The organism is Amycolatopsis sp. NPDC004772, assembly GCF_053601215.1.
Genome location: NZ_JBSGBK010000062.1, coordinates 1 through 17,982, shown reverse-complemented (window position 1 = coordinate 17,982; position 17,982 = coordinate 1). Strand labels below are relative to the sequence as shown.

12 protein-coding genes are annotated in these 17,982 nt (G+C 70.0%); 1 reads left to right on the top strand and 11 read right to left on the bottom strand.

Going from position 1 to position 17,982, the window contains the following annotated elements; translation table 11 throughout:
- Positions 1–4: 4 nt before the first annotated feature.
- Positions 5–838, bottom strand: a complete 834-nt coding sequence (locus ACWEF6_RS29870) for a substrate-binding domain-containing protein (protein ID WP_449685980.1) — start codon at positions 836–838, stop codon at positions 5–7.
- 239 nt (positions 839–1,077) lie between these two features.
- On the opposite strand from ACWEF6_RS29870, the gene ACWEF6_RS29865 reads away from it, so the two are divergent.
- Complete coding sequence (locus tag ACWEF6_RS29865; RefSeq protein WP_449685979.1) at positions 1,078–2,523, top strand: DUF1996 domain-containing protein; 1,446 nt, start codon at positions 1,078–1,080, stop codon at positions 2,521–2,523.
- Positions 2,524–2,757: 234 nt separating this feature from the next.
- Here ACWEF6_RS29865 and mmsB read toward each other — a convergent pair whose 3' ends face one another.
- The 10 genes from mmsB to ACWEF6_RS29815 form a co-directional block, all read right to left on the bottom strand.
- Positions 2,758–3,978, bottom strand: coding sequence for a multiple monosaccharide ABC transporter permease (mmsB, locus tag ACWEF6_RS29860; RefSeq protein WP_449685978.1), 1,221 nt, complete (start codon positions 3,976–3,978; stop codon positions 2,758–2,760).
- A complete protein-coding gene (gene mmsA, locus ACWEF6_RS29855; protein WP_449685977.1) occupies positions 3,975–5,495 on the bottom strand; it encodes a multiple monosaccharide ABC transporter ATP-binding protein in 1,521 nt (506 codons plus the stop codon). Before mmsA ends, mmsB begins: the two co-directional genes overlap by 4 nt.
- Positions 5,492–6,601, bottom strand: a complete 1,110-nt coding sequence (chvE, locus tag ACWEF6_RS29850) for a multiple monosaccharide ABC transporter substrate-binding protein (RefSeq protein ID WP_449685976.1) — start codon at positions 6,599–6,601, stop codon at positions 5,492–5,494. Before chvE ends, mmsA begins: the two co-directional genes overlap by 4 nt.
- Before the next feature lie 32 nt (positions 6,602–6,633).
- Positions 6,634–8,142: an L-arabinose isomerase gene (araA, locus tag ACWEF6_RS29845; protein WP_449685975.1), complete on the bottom strand. Its 1,509-nt coding sequence runs from the start codon at positions 8,140–8,142 to the stop codon at positions 6,634–6,636.
- A gap of 16 nt (positions 8,143–8,158) precedes the next feature.
- Complete coding sequence (locus ACWEF6_RS29840; RefSeq protein WP_449685974.1) at positions 8,159–8,836, bottom strand: L-ribulose-5-phosphate 4-epimerase; 678 nt, start codon at positions 8,834–8,836, stop codon at positions 8,159–8,161.
- Positions 8,836–10,464, bottom strand: a complete 1,629-nt coding sequence (gene araB, locus ACWEF6_RS29835; protein ID WP_449685973.1) for a ribulokinase — start codon at positions 10,462–10,464, stop codon at positions 8,836–8,838. The genes ACWEF6_RS29840 and araB overlap by 1 nt, the downstream gene beginning before the upstream one ends.
- Before the next feature lie 70 nt (positions 10,465–10,534).
- Positions 10,535–14,356: a LamG-like jellyroll fold domain-containing protein gene (locus tag ACWEF6_RS29830; RefSeq protein WP_449685972.1), complete on the bottom strand. Its 3,822-nt coding sequence runs from the start codon at positions 14,354–14,356 to the stop codon at positions 10,535–10,537.
- A 16-nt stretch (positions 14,357–14,372) separates the two neighbouring features.
- The gene (gene yjfF / locus ACWEF6_RS29825; protein ID WP_310976243.1) at positions 14,373–15,356 is read right to left on the bottom strand and encodes a galactofuranose ABC transporter, permease protein YjfF; all 984 of its coding nucleotides are present in this window, start codon (positions 15,354–15,356) and stop codon (positions 14,373–14,375) included.
- A complete protein-coding gene (locus ACWEF6_RS29820) occupies positions 15,353–16,399 on the bottom strand; it encodes an ABC transporter permease (RefSeq protein WP_449685971.1) in 1,047 nt (348 codons plus the stop codon). The genes yjfF and ACWEF6_RS29820 overlap by 4 nt, the downstream gene beginning before the upstream one ends.
- The gene (locus tag ACWEF6_RS29815; protein ID WP_449686007.1) at positions 16,396–17,898 is read right to left on the bottom strand and encodes a sugar ABC transporter ATP-binding protein; all 1,503 of its coding nucleotides are present in this window, start codon (positions 17,896–17,898) and stop codon (positions 16,396–16,398) included. Before ACWEF6_RS29815 ends, ACWEF6_RS29820 begins: the two co-directional genes overlap by 4 nt.
- Between the last annotated feature and the right edge of the window lie 84 nt (positions 17,899–17,982).

Here is a 17,982-nt window from a genome sequence, read left to right as displayed (position 1 = left end):
GAACCTACGCGCCCTTGAGGCAGCGGCTGCTCTCGCGCACCACCAGCTCGGCCTCGACCGTTCCCCAGGCCGGGAGCGCGACTCCATCGAGGCGGGCCGCCATCGTGGCCAGGGTGCGACGGCCCGCCGCCAGGTAGTCCTGGCGGACCGTGGTCAGCGGGGGTGCGAAGTACGCCGCCTCGGGGACGTCGTCGAAGCCGACCACGTGAGCGTCTCGCGGGACTTGCATGCCCGCCTCCGCGAAGGCCGCCAGAAGCCCCAGTGCCATGTGGTCGTTCGCCGAAAACACCGCGCCCACACCGGATTCGACCGCCAGGGACTGGCCCGCGCGGAAGCCCGAGCGGGCCGACCAGTCGCCGCGGACCACGGGCGGGACCTCGGCTCCGTGCCGCTCCAGCGTCTCGCGCCAGCCGCGTTCGCGGGCCCGGGCGACCGGGCCCTCCTCCGGGCCGCCGAGGTGCCAGACCGTCGCGTGGCCGAGTTCGAGGAGGTGCTCGGTCGCCTGGCGCGCGCCCGCGTACTGGTCGGTCGACGCCGCCGGGACCAGCGGGATGCCGGCGACCGGGGCCAGCTCGGCCAGCAGGTGCCCGTCGAGCACCACGATCCCGGCGACGCCTTGCAGCTGCAGCCCGGCCACCGCCGCCAGCACCGCCGCGGCGCTCCTGCTCGACACGCTGAAGACGCTCAGCACGTACTCCTGCTCGCGGGCGGCCTCGCGGAGGCCGTGCAGCACCGGCCCCGAGGCCGACGAGCCGGTGGCGATCACCCCGAGCGTGCCCCGGCGCCGGAGGGGCCGCGCGCGGAGCGGGCCGTCAGGACCTGCGTCGTCCACGGGCATGAGGTGATGTTAGCGATCACAAGATCATACGTGAACTTTGTTCACCTTCCATAAATAACGAAAAGGTAACGGGCTGAACCGGCCCCGGCCGGCGGCCGTTCCCCCCAATGCCGGAACCAGTGACACCGGGCGGGTTCCCCCGATACCCGCGCCCGATGCTCACTCCCCGGGTTCCGCGCGTCTCCAGACCGGGTACGCAGGCGTGTTTCGGCGTGCCCGGACAACCGAACGAGGTGAACATGGCCCGGAATAACTCCCGCACCCCCGCCACGGGCAGACATCGCATCACCCGCCGCACGAAGATCGCGACCGGCGGCCTGGCTCTCGCGCTGGCCGTCGGCGGCATCGTCGTCGCGACCACCGCCGGCCGCACCGGTGAGGCCAGCGCCGACGAGGCCGACCCGTCGTTCTTCATCGACATCGCGAAGGTCCCGTCGGGCATCAACGTGAACAAGGCGCTGCAGCAGAAGGGCGCGCGCGGCACGTTCACGGTGGACTGCGGCCGCAACGAGAACCAGCACTTCAACCCGGACAACTTCATCGCCCAGCCGGGGATCAAGAACGGTGCCCAGCACCTGCACGACTACGTCGGCAACCTCTCCACCAACGCCGACTCGAACAACAAGAGCCTCGCCAAGGCCGGCACCACCTGCAAGAACGGCGACAAGTCCGCCTACTTCTGGCCCGTGGTCCGCATCGACACCGGCGACGCCGAGAAGAACCCGCCCGCCACGCAGCCCGACCGGGCCGGCAGCGCCAAGGACAAGGCGAGCGCCCAGGTCGACTGCCCGGACGTCGCGAGCAAGCTGCCCGACGTCCCGGACCAGGCCATGGACGAGGTGAACCGCAACCTCGACCTGCTCGACAAGCAGATCGACGAGGCCAACAAGCGGATCGCGAACGGCGACCTCAAGACCCCGCAGGACATCCAGAACGCCGTCGTCGGCCCGCTCAAGGACAAGCGCGCGGCCACCATCGACCGGATCGCCATCGCGATCGGCCGCCGGGCCGCGAAGCCGACCAACCTCGGCGGGCTCGCGCAGTGCGTGCTCAAGCAGAACGGCAAGGGCGGCCTCGACAACGGCGGCCAGAACTCGGGCGGCCAGGCGGGCGAACTGCCGGGCGTCAACGACAAGAACGAGGTCGGCGACAACGACGGCGAGATCCAGCGCGTCCAGTCGGCGACGATCACGTTCACCAGCGGCGGCGCGAAGAAGGTCGTCGCGATGCCGCAGTTCCTCCGGATCCTCTACGGTGACGCCAAGCAGAGCACCAACGGCCCGGCCAACGCCCGGCCCAGCTGGACCTGCACCGGCTTCGAGGACCGGCTGACCGACCACTACCCGATCTGCCCGCAGAACAGCAAGGTGGAGCGGATCCACGCCTTCCCGAACTGCTGGGACGGCAAGAACATCGACAGCGCCAACCACCGCACGCACATCGTGTTCGCCGACCAGCAGGGCAAGTGCCCGAAGGGTTTCCAGAACGTGCCGCAGCTGGTGATCAAGCTGGTCTACAACATCCCGCACGACATCCAGGTCAAGGGCCAGTACAAAGTGGACGCCTTCGCGCAGGAGAAGCACAACCCGCGCTCGGACCACGACGACTTCGCCAACGTCATGGGCCAGCGCCTGATGAACCAGGTCGTCAACTGCATCAACACCGGCAAGCGCTGCAACCAGTGAGCTGAGGGAACACGGTGAAGGCCACCTCGGGGACACTCCCCGAGGTGGCCTTCGCGCTGGGCGCGGGCCGCCCGCGCCATCGAACCCGGGACTCGCGTGATCGAGCGCGGAACTCGCGTGATTGGAGGCGGAACTCGCGTGATTGGAGGCGGATCTCGCGTGATTGGTGGGGCGACACGGCGAAGGCCGCCTCGGGGACCGAGCCCCGAGGCGGCCTTCACGTGACCATGCGCGTCAGGAAGCCGCGCGGCGCTTGGTCCAGATGTCGTAGGCCACCGCCGCCAGCAGGACGACGCCCTTGACCAGCATCACGCGCTCGCTCGGGGCGCCGATCAGGGACATGCCGTTGTTGATCACCGCCATGATCAGGCCGCCGGTGATCGCGCCGACCACCTTGCCGACGCCGCCCTGGACCGCCGCGCCGCCGATGAAGGCCGCCGCGATCGCGTCCAGCTCGAAGTTGATGCCCGCCGTCGGGCCGGCCTGGTTGAGCCGGCCCGCGAAGATGATCCCCGCCAGGGCCGCCAGGACGCCCATGTTGACGAAGATCCAGAACGTCACCTGCTTGACCTTGACGCCCGAGAGCGTCGCGGCCTGCAGGTTGCCGCCCACGGCGTAGATGTGCCGGCCGAACACCGACTTGCCGGCCACCAGCGAGTAGCCGAGCACCAGCGCCGCCAGGAGCATCAGCACCCACGGCAGGTTCTTGAACCGGGCCAGCTGCACGACCAGCGCGAGCACCAGCGCCGCGATCCCGACCAGCTTGAGCACGAACACCGGGAAGGGATCGACGTCCTGGCCGTAGCCCAGCCGCCCCATCCGCTTGCGCCACTGGGTGAACACGATCCCGGCCACCGCGGCCACCCCCGCGAGCAGCGACACCAGGTCGGCGCCGCCGAGCGGGCCGAGGCCGATGTTGCCGAGGTAGCCGTCGGTGAAGCCGTTCGACAGCGTGCGGATCGCGTCCGGGAACGGGCCGATGCCCTGGTTGCCCAGCACCGTCAGGGTCAAGGCCCGGAACGCCAGCATGCCGGCGAGCGTCACGATGAACGCCGGGATGCCGAAGTAGGCGACCCAGTACCCCTGCCACGCGCCGATCGCCGCGCCGACGACGAGGGTGATCAGCACGGCCCAGAACCACGGCACGTGCGAGTTCACCATCAGCACCGCCGACACCGCGCCGGTCATCGCGACCACCGACCCGGCGGACAGGTCGATGTGCCCGGAGATGATCACCAGGATCATCCCGATCGCGAGGATCAGCACGTAGCTGTTCTGCACGATGATGTTGGAGATGTTCTGCGGCTCCAGCAGCGCGCCACCGGTGAGCACCTCGAACAGCACCACGATCAGCGCGAACGCGACGTAGATGCCGCTCTGGCGCGGGTTGATCGAGATCCTCCGCTTGGAGCGCTCAACCGGGGGCACGGCAGGCCGCGCTTCGGTCGTGGTCATTCCCGTTCCTTAGTCATGTACTGCATCAGCAGTTCCTGGGTGGCTTCTTCGCGCTTGGTCTCGCCGGTGATCCGCCCCGCCGACAGCGCGTAGATCCGGTCGCAGAGCCCGAGCAGCTCCGGCAGCTCGGAGGAGATGACCAGGACGGCCTTCCCCTGGGCGGCCAGCTCGTTGATGATCGTGTAGATCTCGAACTTCGCGCCCACGTCGATGCCGCGGGTCGGTTCGTCCAGGATCAGCACGTCCGGATCGGTGAAGATCCACTTGGCGAGCACGACCTTCTGCTGGTTGCCGCCGGAGAGCTTCCCGGTGACGCTCTGCACGCTCGGTGCCTTGATCCGCAGGTCGCGGCGGTACCGGTTGGCGGTGTCGTGCTCGGCGTGCTCGTTGACCCAGCCACGCTTGGCCAGCTTGCCCAGCCCGGCCGCGGACACGTTGCGCTGGATGTCCTCGATCAGGTTGAGCCCGTACCGCTTCCGGTCCTCGGTGGCGTAGGCGATGCCGTGGCGGACGGCCTCCTGCACCGACCGGACCTCGATCTCCTCGCCGCGCTTGTAGATGCGGCCGGAGATGTCCTTGCCCCACGACCGGCCGAACACGCTCATCGCGAGTTCGGTGCGGCCCGCGCCCATCAGCCCGGCCAGGCCGACGATTTCCCCGCGCCGCAGCGAGAGCGACGCGTGGTCGACGACGACCCGCCCGGCCTGGGTCGGGCTGTGCACCGTCCAGTCCTCGATCCGCAGCACCTCTTCCCCGATCTCCGGCTCCCGCGGCGGGAACCGGTGCTCGAGGTCGCGGCCGACCATCCCGGTGATGATGCGCTCTTCGGTCAGCCCCGCCGCTTCGAGCGTCTCGATCGTCTTGCCGTCACGCAGGATCGTGACGGTATCGGCGATCGCCGTCACCTCGCCGAGCTTGTGCGAGATGATCACGCACGTGACGCCCTCGTCCCGCAGCCCGCGCAGCAGCTCGAGCAGGTGGGCCGAATCGTCGTCGTTGAGCGCCGCGGTGGGCTCGTCGAGGATCAGCAGCTTGACCTCTTTGGACAGCGCCTTCGCGATCTCGACGAGCTGCTGCTTGCCGACCCCGAGTTCCTGCACCGCCCGCGTGGCGTTTTCGGCGAGGCCGACGCGCTTGAGCAGCGCGCCGGCCTCGTGGTTGGTGCGGTTCCAGTCGATCCAGCCCCGCTTCTGCTGTTCGTTGCCGAGGAAGATGTTCTCCGCGATCGACAACTGACCGCACAGCGCGAGTTCCTGGTGGATGATCACGATCCCGCGCCGTTCGCTGTCGCGCACCGACCCGAACTCGCACCGCTGCCCGTCGAAGGTGATCTCGCCGTCGTACGACCCGTGGGGGTAGACGCCCGAGAGCACCTTCATCAGGGTGGACTTCCCGGCGCCGTTCTCCCCGCAGATCGCGTGGATCTCCCCGCGGCGCACGGAAAGGTTGACGTCCGACAGCGCCTTGACCCCGGGGAAGGTCTTGGTGATCCCGCGCATGCCGAGCAGTTCGGTCATTTCAGCTGACCTGCCGTGTAGTAGCCCGAGTCGACGAGTTCCTTCTGGTAGTTCGTCTTGTCCACGGTGACCGGCTGCAGCAGGTAGGACGGGACGACCTTCTTGCCGTTGTCGTAGTCCTTGGTGTTGTTGACCTCGGGCTTCTGGCCCTTCAGCACGGCGTCGGCCATCTTGACGGTGGTGTCGGCGAGCTTGCGGGTGTCCTTGAAGATCGTCGAGTACTGCTCACCGGCGATGATGGACTTGACCGAGGCGACCTCGGCGTCCTGCCCGGTGACGATCGGGTACGGCTGGCCGGCGGTGCCGTAGCCGTTGCTCTTCAGCGCCGACAGGATGCCGATCGACAGGCCGTCGTACGGCGAGAGCACGCCCTGGACCTTCGCGCCACCGGTGTAGGTCTTGGTGAGCAGGTCCTCCATGCGGCGCTGCGCGGTGGCCGGGTCCCAACGGAGGATGGCCGCGCGGGCGAAGTCGGTCTGGCCGCTCTTGACGACCAGCTTGCCGCTGTCCATCAGGGGCTTGAGGACCGACATCGCGCCGTTGAAGAAGAACGTCGCGTTGTTGTCGTCCGGGGAACCGGCGAACAGCTCGACGTTGAACGGACCGGCACCGTCACCCAGGCCCTTGACCAGCGAGTTCGCCTGCTCGACGCCGACCTTGAAGTTGTCGAAGGTGGCGTAGTAGTCGACGTTCGGCGAGTTGCGGATCAGCCGGTCGTAGGCGATGACCGGGATCTTCTTGTCGGCCGCTTCCTGCAGCTGGGTGGTGATGGCGGTGCCGTCGATCGAGGCGATGACCAGGAGCTTCGCGCCCTTGGTGATCTGGTTCTCGATCTGGTTCACCTGGGTCGGGATGTCGTTCTCGGCGTACTGCAGGTCGACCTTGTAGCCGAGCTTCTCCAGGGCGGCCTTGATGTTGTCGCCGTCGTGGATCCACCGCTCCGACGACTTCGTCGGCATGGTGACGCCGACCAGGCTGCCCTCGGCACTGGCGCCGGCGCCGGGTGCGGCCGTCTGGTCCGCGGTCTTCTGGCTCGAGCCGCACGCCGACAGCGTGAGCGCGAGCCCCGCGGCGGCGAGCGCCGCGATTCCTCTGGTGAACTTCATCGTTCCTTCTTCCTTTCTCAGAAGCTCGGTGTTCAGAAACCCTGGGCGAGCCGGTGGTAGGCCTGGTTCCAGCGGATCCGGTCGGCGAAGTCGTGCGGCGTCGTGTCGTGATCGATGACGAGCAGTTCTACTCCCAGCAGATTCGCGAAGTCGCGCAGGGTCTCGGTACCCACGGCCTGGGTGAGCACCGTGTGGTGCGGACCGCCCGCGGTGATCCACGACTCCGCGGACGTCGCCAGCGACGGCGCCGGCTCCCAGACCGCCCGGGCGACCGGCAGGTTCGGCAGCGGCTCGTCCGGCGCGACGACGTCGATTTCGTTGGCCACCAGCCGGAACCGGTCGCCGAGGTCGACCAGGCCCAGCACCACACCGGGGCCGGGCGCGGCGTCGAACACGAGCCGGACCGGGTCCTCCCGGTTGCCGATGCCCAGCGCGTGGATCTCGCACGACGGCTTGGCGGCGGCGATGCTCGGGCAGACTTCGAGCATGTGCGCGCCGAGGATCTTCGGCTTGCCCGGTCCGAAGTGGTAGGTGTAGTCCTCCATGAACGACGTGCCGGCGGACTTGCCGACGCCCATCGCCTTGACCGCGGCGAGCAGCGCCGAGGTCTTCCAGTCGCCCTCGCCGCCGAACCCGTAGCCGTCGGCCATCAGCCGCTGCACCGCGAGGCCGGGCAGCTGCCGCAGCCCGCCGAGGTCCTCGAAGTTCGTGGTGAACGCGCCGAAGCCACCGTCGGCGAGGAACTTCCGCATCCCGGCTTCGATCTTCGCCGCGTACCGCAGCGACTCGTGCCGCGCTCCCCCGGCCGCCAGGTCCGCGACAACGTTGTAATCCTCGGCGTACTGCCGCACCAGCGCGTCCACTGTGTCCTTTTCGGACACCTGGTCGACCAGTTCCACCAGGTCGTTGACGCCGTAGGTGTTGACCGAGACGCCGAACCGCAGCTCCGCCTCGACCTTGTCGCCTTCGGTGACCGCGACGTCGCGCATGTTGTCGCCGAACCGGGCGAGCCGCAGGTTCCGCAGGTGGTCGGCGCCGATCGCGGCCCGCGCCCACGCGTCGATCCGGGCGACGACGGCCGGGTCGGACACGTGCCCGGCGACGGTCTTGCGCGGCACGCCGAGGCGGGTCTGGATGAACCCGAACTCCCGGTCGCCGTGCGCGGCCTGGTTGAGGTTCATGAAGTCCATGTCGATGGTGGACCACGGGAGCGCCTCGTTGAGCTGCGTGTGCAGGTGCAGCAGCGGCTTGCGCAGCGCGTCCAGGCCGGTGATCCACATCTTCGCGGGCGAGAAGGTGTGCATCCAGGCGATCACGCCGACGCAGGCGGCGTCGGCGTTGGCCTCCTGCAGCACGCGGCGGATCGAGGAAGCCTCGGTCAGCACCGGCTTGCCGACGATCTCGGCCGGGAGCGCGCCGGAGGCGGTGAGCAGCTGCTGGATGCGCAGCGACTGGCCGGCGACCTGCTCGAGGGTCTCCTCGCCGTAGAGGGCCTGGCTCCCGGTGAGGAACCAGAGCTGGGGTTTCGATGCCGAAGTCATCGTTCTCCTTGGGAAGTCAGTGCTGGCCGTAGACGTTCTGGTACCGGGCGTAGAGCCGGTCGACGTCTTCGGGCGGGAGGGGTTCGGGCGTGCCGAGCTCGAAGGCCTTGTGGACGGTGCGGGCCACGTCCTCGACCATCACCGCGGCCTTGACCGCGTCGCGCGCGGTGCGGCCGACCGTGAACGGGCCGTGGTTGCGCATCAGCACCGCGGGCGAGCGGCTCGAGCGAAGCGTTTCGACGATGCCGCGGCCGATGGAGTCGTCGCCGATCAGGGCGAACGGCCCGACCGGGATCTCCCCGCCGAACTCGTCGGCGATCATCGTCAGCACGCACGGGATCGGTTCGCCGCGGGCCGCCCACGCCGTGGCGTAGGTCGAGTGGGTGTGCACGACGCCGCCGATCTCCGGCATGTGCCGGTAGACGTAGGCGTGCGCGGCCGTGTCGGACGACGGCGCGAGGTCCCCTTCCACGAGTTCGCCGTGCAGGTCGGTGACCACCATGGTGTCCGCGGACAGGGTGTCGTAGGAGACCCCCGAGGGCTTGATGACCAGCAGGTCCCGCCCCGGGACCCGGGCCGAGACGTTGCCCGCGGTCCAGATGACCAGCTCGTTGCGGGTCAGCTCGCCGTGCAGCTTCGCCACCGTCTCCTTCAGCTCGGCGACGGTGTCGAGCACTTCACCGGTCAGCGACATCAGGACTGTCCTTTCGCGACGGCACGCTTGCGGGCGGCCAGCCGGTGCATGACATCGTTGCCGCCGCGGCCGAAGTAGTCGTGCAGCTCGGTGTACTCGGCGTACAGCTCGTCGTAGGCCGTGACGTGCGCGGGCACCGGCCGGTACACCGCGCGCTCGACCGAGCCCATCGCCGCGGCGGCCGCGCGGATGTCCGCGTGGGCCCCGGCGGCCACGGCCGCGTGGATGGCCGACCCGAGCGCGGGTCCCTGCGCCGAGCCGATCACCGACAGCGGGAGGTTGGTGACGTCGGCGTAGATCTGCATGAGCAGCGCGTTCTTCGCCAGCCCGCCCGCGATGATCAGCTCGGTGACCGGGACACCGGCGGCGTCGAACGTCTCGATGATCTTCCGGGTGCCGAAGGCGGTGGCCTCCAGCAGCGCGCGGTAGACGTCCTGGGCGCGGGTGGCGAGCGTCTGCCCGACGATCACGCCGGAGAGCTCGTGGTCCACCAGCACCGACCGGTTGCCGCTGTGCCAGTCCAGCGCGATCAGGCCGTGCTCGCCGATCTCCTGCTGGGCGGCGAGCCGGGTGAGCTCCTCGTGCGAGGCGTCGGCGAAGTGCTCGACGAACCAGCCGAAGATGTCGCCGACACCGCTCTGGCCGGCTTCGTACCCCCACAGCCCGGGCACGATGCCGCCTTCGACGACCCCGCACATGCCGGGGACCTCGTGCAGCTCGGCGCCGTTCATCACGTGGCAGGTCGAGGTGCCCATGATCGCCACCATCTGCCCGGGCTCGACGGCCTGGGCGGCGGGGGCGGTGACGTGCGCGTCGACGTTGCCCACGGCGACCGCGATGCCCTCGGGCAGCCCGGTCCAGGCCGCGGCCTCCGCGGTCAGCGAACCCGCGCGCGACCCCAGCTGGCCCAGCGGGTGCTCCAGCTTGTCGGTCACGAAGTCCTCGAAGCCGGGGGCGAGCTCGCGGAGGAAGTCGCGGCTCGGGTACTGGCCGTCCTGCAGGATCCCCTTGTAGCCGGCGGTGCAGGCGTTGCGGACGTAGCCGCCGGTGAGCTGCCAGACGATCCAGTCGGCCGCCTCCACCCAGTGCCGCATCGCGGCGTAGACGTCGGGGGCCTCTTCGAACAGCTCGAGGCCCTTGGCGAACTCCCACTCCGAGGAGATCAGGCCGCCGTAGCGCGGGAGCCACTTCTCGCCGCGGGTACGGGCCAGCTCGTTGATCCGCACCGCCTGCGGCTGCGCCGAGTGGTGCTTCCAGAGCTTCACGTACGCGTGCGGGTTGCCTTCGAACTCGGGCAGCTCGCACAGCGGCGTGCCGTCCGCCGTCGTCGGCACCATCGTGCACGCGGTGAAGTCGGTGGCGATCCCGACGACGTCCGCCACGTCGACGCCGGCGTCCCGCAGCGCCGCCGGTACGGCGTTGCGGAGCACTCCTACGTAGTCCGCCGGGACCTGCAGCGCCCATTCCGGCGGCAGCGCGCGGCCCGTGGCGGGCAGCGTCTCGTCGAGCACCCCGTGCGGGTACTCGAAGACGCCGGAGCCGAGTTCGGCCCCGTCGGCCACGCGCACGACCACCGCGCGGCCGGACAGGGTGCCGAAGTCGACGCCGACGGTGAGTGGTTCTCCCACGGTGTCTTCCCTCCTGGTTGGTGACCGGGACGCGGCGCGGGCGGCGGTGAACGCGCCGCGTCCCGGGGTCTTAGCGGCCGGTGAGGACCAGCGTCGTCACCGAGTTGGCCGGCAGCGTCAGTTTCGACGTCGCGGCCAGGCCGGTGATCTCCCTGGTCTGCGGCACGATGGCGGCCGGCGCGGCGAGGCTGTTGCGCCCCGCCGGGTCGCCGGTGAGCGTGGTGAGGGTGCCGGTGCCGTCGACGGCGGTGACGCCGGTGAGCGACAGCCGGGCGGTCTGCACCTGCGAAGTCGGGTTGACGAGTTTGACCGTGAAGGTCTTCCTTCCGCTCTTCGTGGTCACGTTGACCACCTGCCGCAGGGGGCTGCCCTGGTTGAGGCGGCTGGTGACGATCTGCTTGCCCAGCGTGCTGGAGAACATCTGCTGCACCCAGTACGACGGCGAGGCGTAGCTCGTCCCGGCGTCGAACCCGATCAGGTTGACCGGCCAGTTGGACTGGTTCTCCTGCACCAGCACCGGCGCGTACATCGAGCCGATGACGACGTCGCTGTTGCGTTCGAGCCCGGTCAGGAACGCGGCCTCGCCGATGGCGGCGGCCAGGGTGCCGGTGGGCCGGCCGTCCTGGGCGCCGTACTCGCCGACCAGGATGTCCGGGCCGCTGCGGTCGGCGGTGTCGTAGCGGGTCGAGTTGTCGGTGAACCACTGCGGCGACTGGTAGTAGTGGTCGTCCGCGGCGTCCGGCCGCACCCCCGGCGTGGTCGACGCCGCTCCGCCCTGCAGGCCGCCGGTGGTGGCGATGACGGTCAGCTGCGGGTACTTCGCCTTGATCGCGTTGTTCATGTCCGTGAAGCGCCAGGCGTAGCTGCCCGAGGTGTCGAACCAGTCCTCGTTGCCGACCTCGACGTAGTGCAGGTCGAACGGCGCCGGGTGCCCGTCGGCGATCCGCTTGGCGCCCCACGTGGTCGAGCTGTCGCCGATGGCGTACTCGATCTCGTCGAGGGCTTCCTGGACGTAGGCCGGGTAATCGGCCTGGCTGACGTGCTGGCCGTTCAGGGTGTACCCGGCGAACAGGGCCAGCAGCGGCTGGGCACCGATGTCCTCGGCGAGCTTGAGGTAGTCGAGGATGCCGAAGCCGTCGGTGGACCAGTACCCCCACGCGGTGTTCTGGTGGCCGGGCCGCTCTTCGAGCTTGCCGATGGTCTTCTTCCACTCGAAGCGGGTGTCGAGCGTGTTGCCTTCGAGGTAGTTGCCGCCGGGGACGCGGAACAGGCCGAGCTTCATCGCCGCGAGCTTCTGCCCGAGGTCGGCGCGGACACCGTTGGGCCGGTTCTTGAAGGTCGGCGGGAACAGCGACACCTGCTGGAACCAGGCGTCCCCGCTCAGGACCTTCTTCCCCTTGTTGACCAGGGACACGACGATCCGGTTGTCGGTGGAGGCGGTGATCGTCGACGGCGTGGTGAAGCTGAACGTCTGCTGCGTCCACGCGGCCCCGACCGGCTGGACGTCCTTGCTCGCCAAGACCGTGCCGTCCGGCTTCTCCAGGCTGACGCGGACCGCGCCGGTCCACGTTCCGCGAGCGAAGAAGCTGCCGGTGTACTTGGTGGCCGGCTTGGCGGCGACGCCGTAGAAGCCGACGTTGGCGGCGGCCAGCCGGCCCGCGGCGGGGACGGTGTCGGCGTGCAGCTCGAGCGAGCGGTCGAGCGCGGTGTTCAGCGGGTTCGCGGTGTCGACCGAGTACGTCCCGGTCGCGCCCGCCGAGGTGAGCAGCGACCAGTACGGCACCGGCGTGTTGCCCGCGCCGCTGCCGGGCTGGTAGCCCTCCTTGAAGGTGCGGTTGCGGACGAGCTCGGCGTAGAGGCCGCCTTCGACCGAGTGGCTGATGTCTTCGAGGATGGAGCCGTACGTCGTCGGCCGGGTGTTGGCGCGCACGACGTTGGCGTCGACGGCCAGCTGGTTGGCCCCGGCGAGGGTCCCGATCTGGGCCGCGGTGAGCGGGAAGCGGCGCAGCTCGACCTCGTCGACGGCGCCGGTGAAGCCGGCGCCGACGGTGAACGGGGCCGCCGCGGTGCCCGAGGCCGGGCAGGCGGAGACGTCGAGGGTCGTGCCGGTGGGCGTCCCGCAGGTGCTCGTGACCGCGGAGGCGTCCCCGTCGGCGTAGACGGTGAGCCGCTGCGAAGCGCGGTCCAGGACTAGGGCGGCGTGGTGCCAGTTGCCGTCGGCGAGGCCGCTGCCGTTCGTGGTCACCTGGATGGTGCCGACGCGGGCGGTGAGCTTGCCGCCGGTGACGCCGAGCGCGTAGCCGTCGCCGTGGTCGACCAGGGTGCCGCCCGCGGTGGTGCGGAACCACGCGGCCAAGGACAGCGAGCCGGTGCCGGTGTCGAACGCGGGCGAGCTTCCCATGTCCACAGTGGACTTGCCGTCGAACTGGACGGCCTTCCCGGCCGCCCCGGCGGTCCAGGTGGCGCCGCGCAGCGTGCCGTCGGCCGCGTTCGCCGAGGCATCGCGGGCGAGGGTGCCGCTGCCTTCGTCGAAGTGCCACGAGCCGCTCGCGGCCAGCGCGGCGACGGCGGAGGCGGTCAGCGGCGTCGGGTACGCGCGGACGTCGTCGATGCCGCCGGCGAACCAGTCGGCGGCGGCACCCGCCCACTTGCCGCGCCCGATCTCCAGGTGCCCGGAAGCGGTCCACGGCGTCGTGAACGGGACGCTCTGCTGGAAGGTTCCGTTGACGTACAGGGAAAGCGTGCCGGCCGCCCGGTTGTAGACGCCGGCCACGTGCTGCCACTGGTCGGCCTGCGCGGGCAACGTCGACACCGCTGAGGATGAAGCGGTGTCCCCGTCGCCCGCGCGGCGCGTGAAGGCGAACCGGCCGTCGGCGGCGCGCTGCAGGTAGAAGCCACTGATCGACGAACCGTCGACGCTCACCGCCGTCCGGAAGCCGCCGGCCGCGGTGGGCTTGACCCACGCCGAGACCGAGAAGCTCTGCGCGGTGTCCACGACGGGACCGGGGACGTCGACCGCGGCGTCGGTGCCGTTCAGCGCGACGCCGTGCGGGCCGACGACGCCGTCACCCCACGCGGCACCCCCGGTCAGGGTGGCGGTGCGGGCGTCGAGCGAATCGTCCGCCGTGGCGGTGCCGGTGCCCTCGTCGAGGCCCCAGTGCCCGGCGATGGCCAGGCGAGCGGCGTCGGCCGCGGTCAGCGCGCCCGAGTAGGCGCGGACGTCGTCGATCGTGCCGTCCACGAAGTCCACCGGGTTGCCGCCGTACTTGCCGCGGCCGATCACCAGGTGCCCGGCGCCCGCCCACGCCGTGGGCGCGGCGACGGTGGTCTGCCGGGTGCCGTCGACGTAGAGGGACAGCGTCGACGCGCTCGCGTCGTACACGCCGGTCAGCTGGTACCACTGGCCGGCGACCGGGTCGAAGTTCGCGCCCGCCACCACACCGTCGGTCGGCGCGTCCCCGGCCAGCCGGGTGAAGGCGAACCGCCGGGAGTCGTCGCGGAACTGCAGGAAGAAGTTGCTCACCTGAGTGCCGTCGGCACTGACGAACGTCTGGTAGCCGGACGTCTTGTCGAGCTTGACCCAGCTGCTCACCGAGAAGCTCTTGGTGGTGTCGAGCACGGGCGCCCCCGCGTCCGCGAAGCCGGTGGACCCGTCGGTGGTCAGGGCGCCACCGCGGATGCCCGGGCCCCAGCCGACGCCGCCGGTCAAGGTCGCCGGGTGGCTGCCCGCGGTGTCGGCGGCGGTCGTCCCGCTGCCGTCGTCGAACGTCCAGTGCCCCGCCAGGGCCGGGTCGGTGCCGGCCGCGGCGGCCGGCGCCGCCGCGAGGGGAACGGCGGCGCACAGCGCCAGAGCGGCGAGCACGGCCGTGGGCCGCCGCAGTCTGCGGAGCATGGCTCTCCCTTGAGGCTCAGCGGGTGCGTCGGGTGACGAGGCGTTGCAGGACGATGAAGACGAACAGCAGGGCCCCGGTGATGATCGAGGTCCACCAGGAGTTGAGGGTGCCGTCGAAGGTGATCAGGGTCTGGATGATGCCGAGCACCATGATCCCCAGCACGGTGCCCAGGACGTAGCCGGAACCGCCGGTGAGGATGGTGCCGCCGATGACGACCGCCGCGATCGCCGTCAGCTCCAGGCCGACGCCGTTGAGCGGGTCGCCGGAAGACTTGTAGAGCACCAGCAGCAGCCCGCCGAGGGCCGAGCAGACGCCGCTGATCGTGTACACCGCGATCTTGGTGCGGCCGGTCTTGAGGCCCATCAGCATCGCGGACTGCGCGTTGCCCCCGATCGAGTACACCGTGCGCCCGAACCGGGTGAACGCCAGGACGTACGCCGCCGCGGCGACGACCACCAGGGCGACCACCACGCTGATCGAGATGTGCAGCTCGCCGCCGAGCGGGATCTGCGTCTGGGCCAGGGTGGCGATCGTGGCGTTGTCGATCGAGTACGCCTCGGTGGTGATCGTGTAGCAGAGGCCGCGGGCGAAGAACATCCCGATCAGCGTCGCGATGAACGGCTGGATCTCGAAGAAGTGGATCAGCGCGCCCATCCCGGCGCCGAGCACGGCGCCGACCACCAGCACCACGGCGATCGCCGCGTACGCCGGCCAGCCGTGCTTCTGCATCAGGTCGCCGGAGACGACGGTGGAGAGGGCGACCACCGACCCGACGGACAGGTCGATGCCACCGGTGAGGATCACGAACGTCATGCCGACCGCGACCACGAGCAGGAAGGCGTTGTTGATGAACAGGTCGAGGACGACCTGCCCGGACCCGAAGGCCTCGTACTGGATCGCGCCGAACACGTACGCGGCGATCAGCAGCGCCAGCGTCGCGAGGATCGGCACGTGCCGCTGCTGCGGCCGGTAGCCCTTCACGCGGGCGAGCGTGGTCATGCCGTGACCTCCACCTTCTCGGGAGCGGGCGTGGTGGCCGGACGTCCCGGCGTGGCGGCCCGGCGGCGCCGGAGCTTCCGGCGGAAGGCCGGCGACTGCAGGAGGCACACCGCCAGCACGACGACGGCCTTGACGAGCATGATCGCCTCGGGCGGGATGCCGAGGGCGTACACGGTGGTGGTGAGCGTCTGGATGAGCAGCGCGCCGATCACCGAACCGCCGAGGGAGAACCGGCCGCCGGTCAGCTGGGTGCCGCCGACGACGACGGCGAGGATCGCGTCGAGCTCGATGAACAGCCCGGCGTGGTTGGCGTCGGCGCTGTGCACGTTGGCGCTGATCATCAGCCCCGCGATGCCCGCGCACAGGGCGCAGAAGACGTAGACGAGCCAGGTCAGCCGCGCCGAGCGCAGGCCCGCCAGCCGGCTGGCTTCGGGGTTGCCGCCGACCGCTTCGACCAGCAGCCCGAGCGCCGACCGGCGGACGAGCACCGATGCCAGCACGAACACCCCCAGCGCGATGAAGATCGCGCCGGGCAGGGTGAACAGGAACCCGCTGCCGATCCACTCGAAGGAGTGGGAGTTGACGGTGATGATCTGCCCGTCGGTGATCAGCTGCGCGATGCCGCGGCCGGCGACCATGAGGATCAGCGTGGCGATGATCGGCTGGATGCCCAGGGCCGCGACGAGCCAGCCGTTCCACACCCCGAGCACCAGGGACAGCCCCAGCGCCAGGCCGAACGCGATCAGCGTGGTGCCGACCCCGTCGGGGTTGTCGCTGACCCACAGGCAGGCGAGGGCGCCGCTGATCGCCACGACCGCGCCGACCGAGAGGTCGATGCCGCGGGTGGCGATCACCAGCGTCATGCCGATCGCGATGAGGATCAGCGGGGCGCCGTTCTTGAGGATGTCGACGAGGTTCCCGTAGAGGTGCCCGTCGCGCAGCTCGATCTTGAAGAACGACGGGCTCGCGATCAGGTCGCCCACCAGCAGCACCAGCAGGGCCACCACGGGCCAGAAGAGCCGGTGTTTCGTCAGGGCTTTCACGCCTGCACCCCCTCGGCCATCGTGGCCATGATGTCGTCCGCGGTGAGCCCCTGGTTGTCCCGGACCGCCACGACCTTCCGGTCGCGCAGCACCACGACCCGGTGGCTCAGCCGCAGGACCTCTTCCAGTTCGGCGGAGATGTACACGACGGCCATCCCGTCGCCGGAGAGCTGGGTGACCAGTTTCTGGATCTCCGTCTTGGCGCCGATGTCGATGCCGCGCGTGGGCTCGTCGAGGATCAGCAGCCGCGGTTCGGTGATGAGCCAGCGGGCCAGCAGCACCTTCTGCTGGTTGCCGCCGGAGAGGTTGCCCACCAGCGCTTCGGGGTTGGCGGGCCGGATGTCGAGCGCCTTGACGTACTTCTCGGCGATCTCGTCCTGGCGGCGGCGCGACAGCGGCCGCGCCCAGCCGCGGGAGGCCTGCAGCGCCAGGACGATGTTCTCGCGGACGGTCAGTTCCTCGACCAGGCCTTCGGCCTTGCGGTTCTCCGAGAGGAACGCGATCTTGTGGTCGAGCCCGGCGCGCGGCGTGCGCAGTGAGGTGGTGTCGCCGTCGACGGTCACCGTTCCGCTGTCGGAGTGGTCGGCGCCGAAGAGCAGCCGGGCGAGTTCGGTGCGGCCGGAACCCAGCAGGCCGGCCAGGCCGACGACCTCGCCGGCGTGGATGTCGAGGCTGAACGGCGCGACACCGCCCTTGCGGCCCAGGTCTTCGGCCGACAGCAGCACGGGTGCGCCGGCGACCTCGGCCCGGGACGGGCCGGAGTCCTCCAGGTCCTCGAGGACCTGGAGCTCCTTGCCGATCATCCTGGTGACCAGTTCGACCGGCGTGATGTCCGCGGTGCGGTACTCGCCGATCAGCTTTCCGTTGCGCAGCACGGTCATCCGGTCGGCGATGGCGAAGACCTGGTCGATGAAGTGGGACACGAACAGGATCGCCATGCCGCTTTCGCGCAGGGACCGGACGACCGTCAGCAGCTGTTCGACTTCACCGGCGTCCAAACTGGACGTCGGTTCGTCGAGCACGAGCACCCGCGCGTCGACGTCGAGCGCGCGGGCGATCGCGACCAGCTGCTGCACCGCGATGGAGCAGGTGGACAGCTCGGCCGAGACGTCCACGTGGACGTCCAGCCGGGCCAGCAGCTCCTCGGCCCGCTTCCGCATCGGGCCCCATTGGATGCGGCCGAAGCGGCGGGGTTCACGGCCGAGGCAGACGTTCTCGGCCACGGACAGGTTCGGGCAGAGGTTGACTTCCTGGTAGACCGTGCTGATGCCGGCCTGCTGGGCCGAGCCCGGTCCGTTGAAGGCGACGGTGTCGCCGTCCAGTTCGATCGTGCCCGCGTCCACCCCGTACACCCCGGTCAGCACCTTGATGAGGGTGGACTTCCCGGCGCCGTTCTCGCCCATCAGGGCGTGGACTTCGCCGGGGTACATCCGGAAGTCGACCCCGTCGAGGGCGAGGACGCCGGGGAACTCCTTGCGGATACCGCTCATCCGCACCATGGGCTGCGGTTCAGGCATTTGGTGTGCTCCGGGGAGGAGGCGGGGGTCGTGAGTGGTAAGGCGGGTTCTAACCCGCCTTACCAC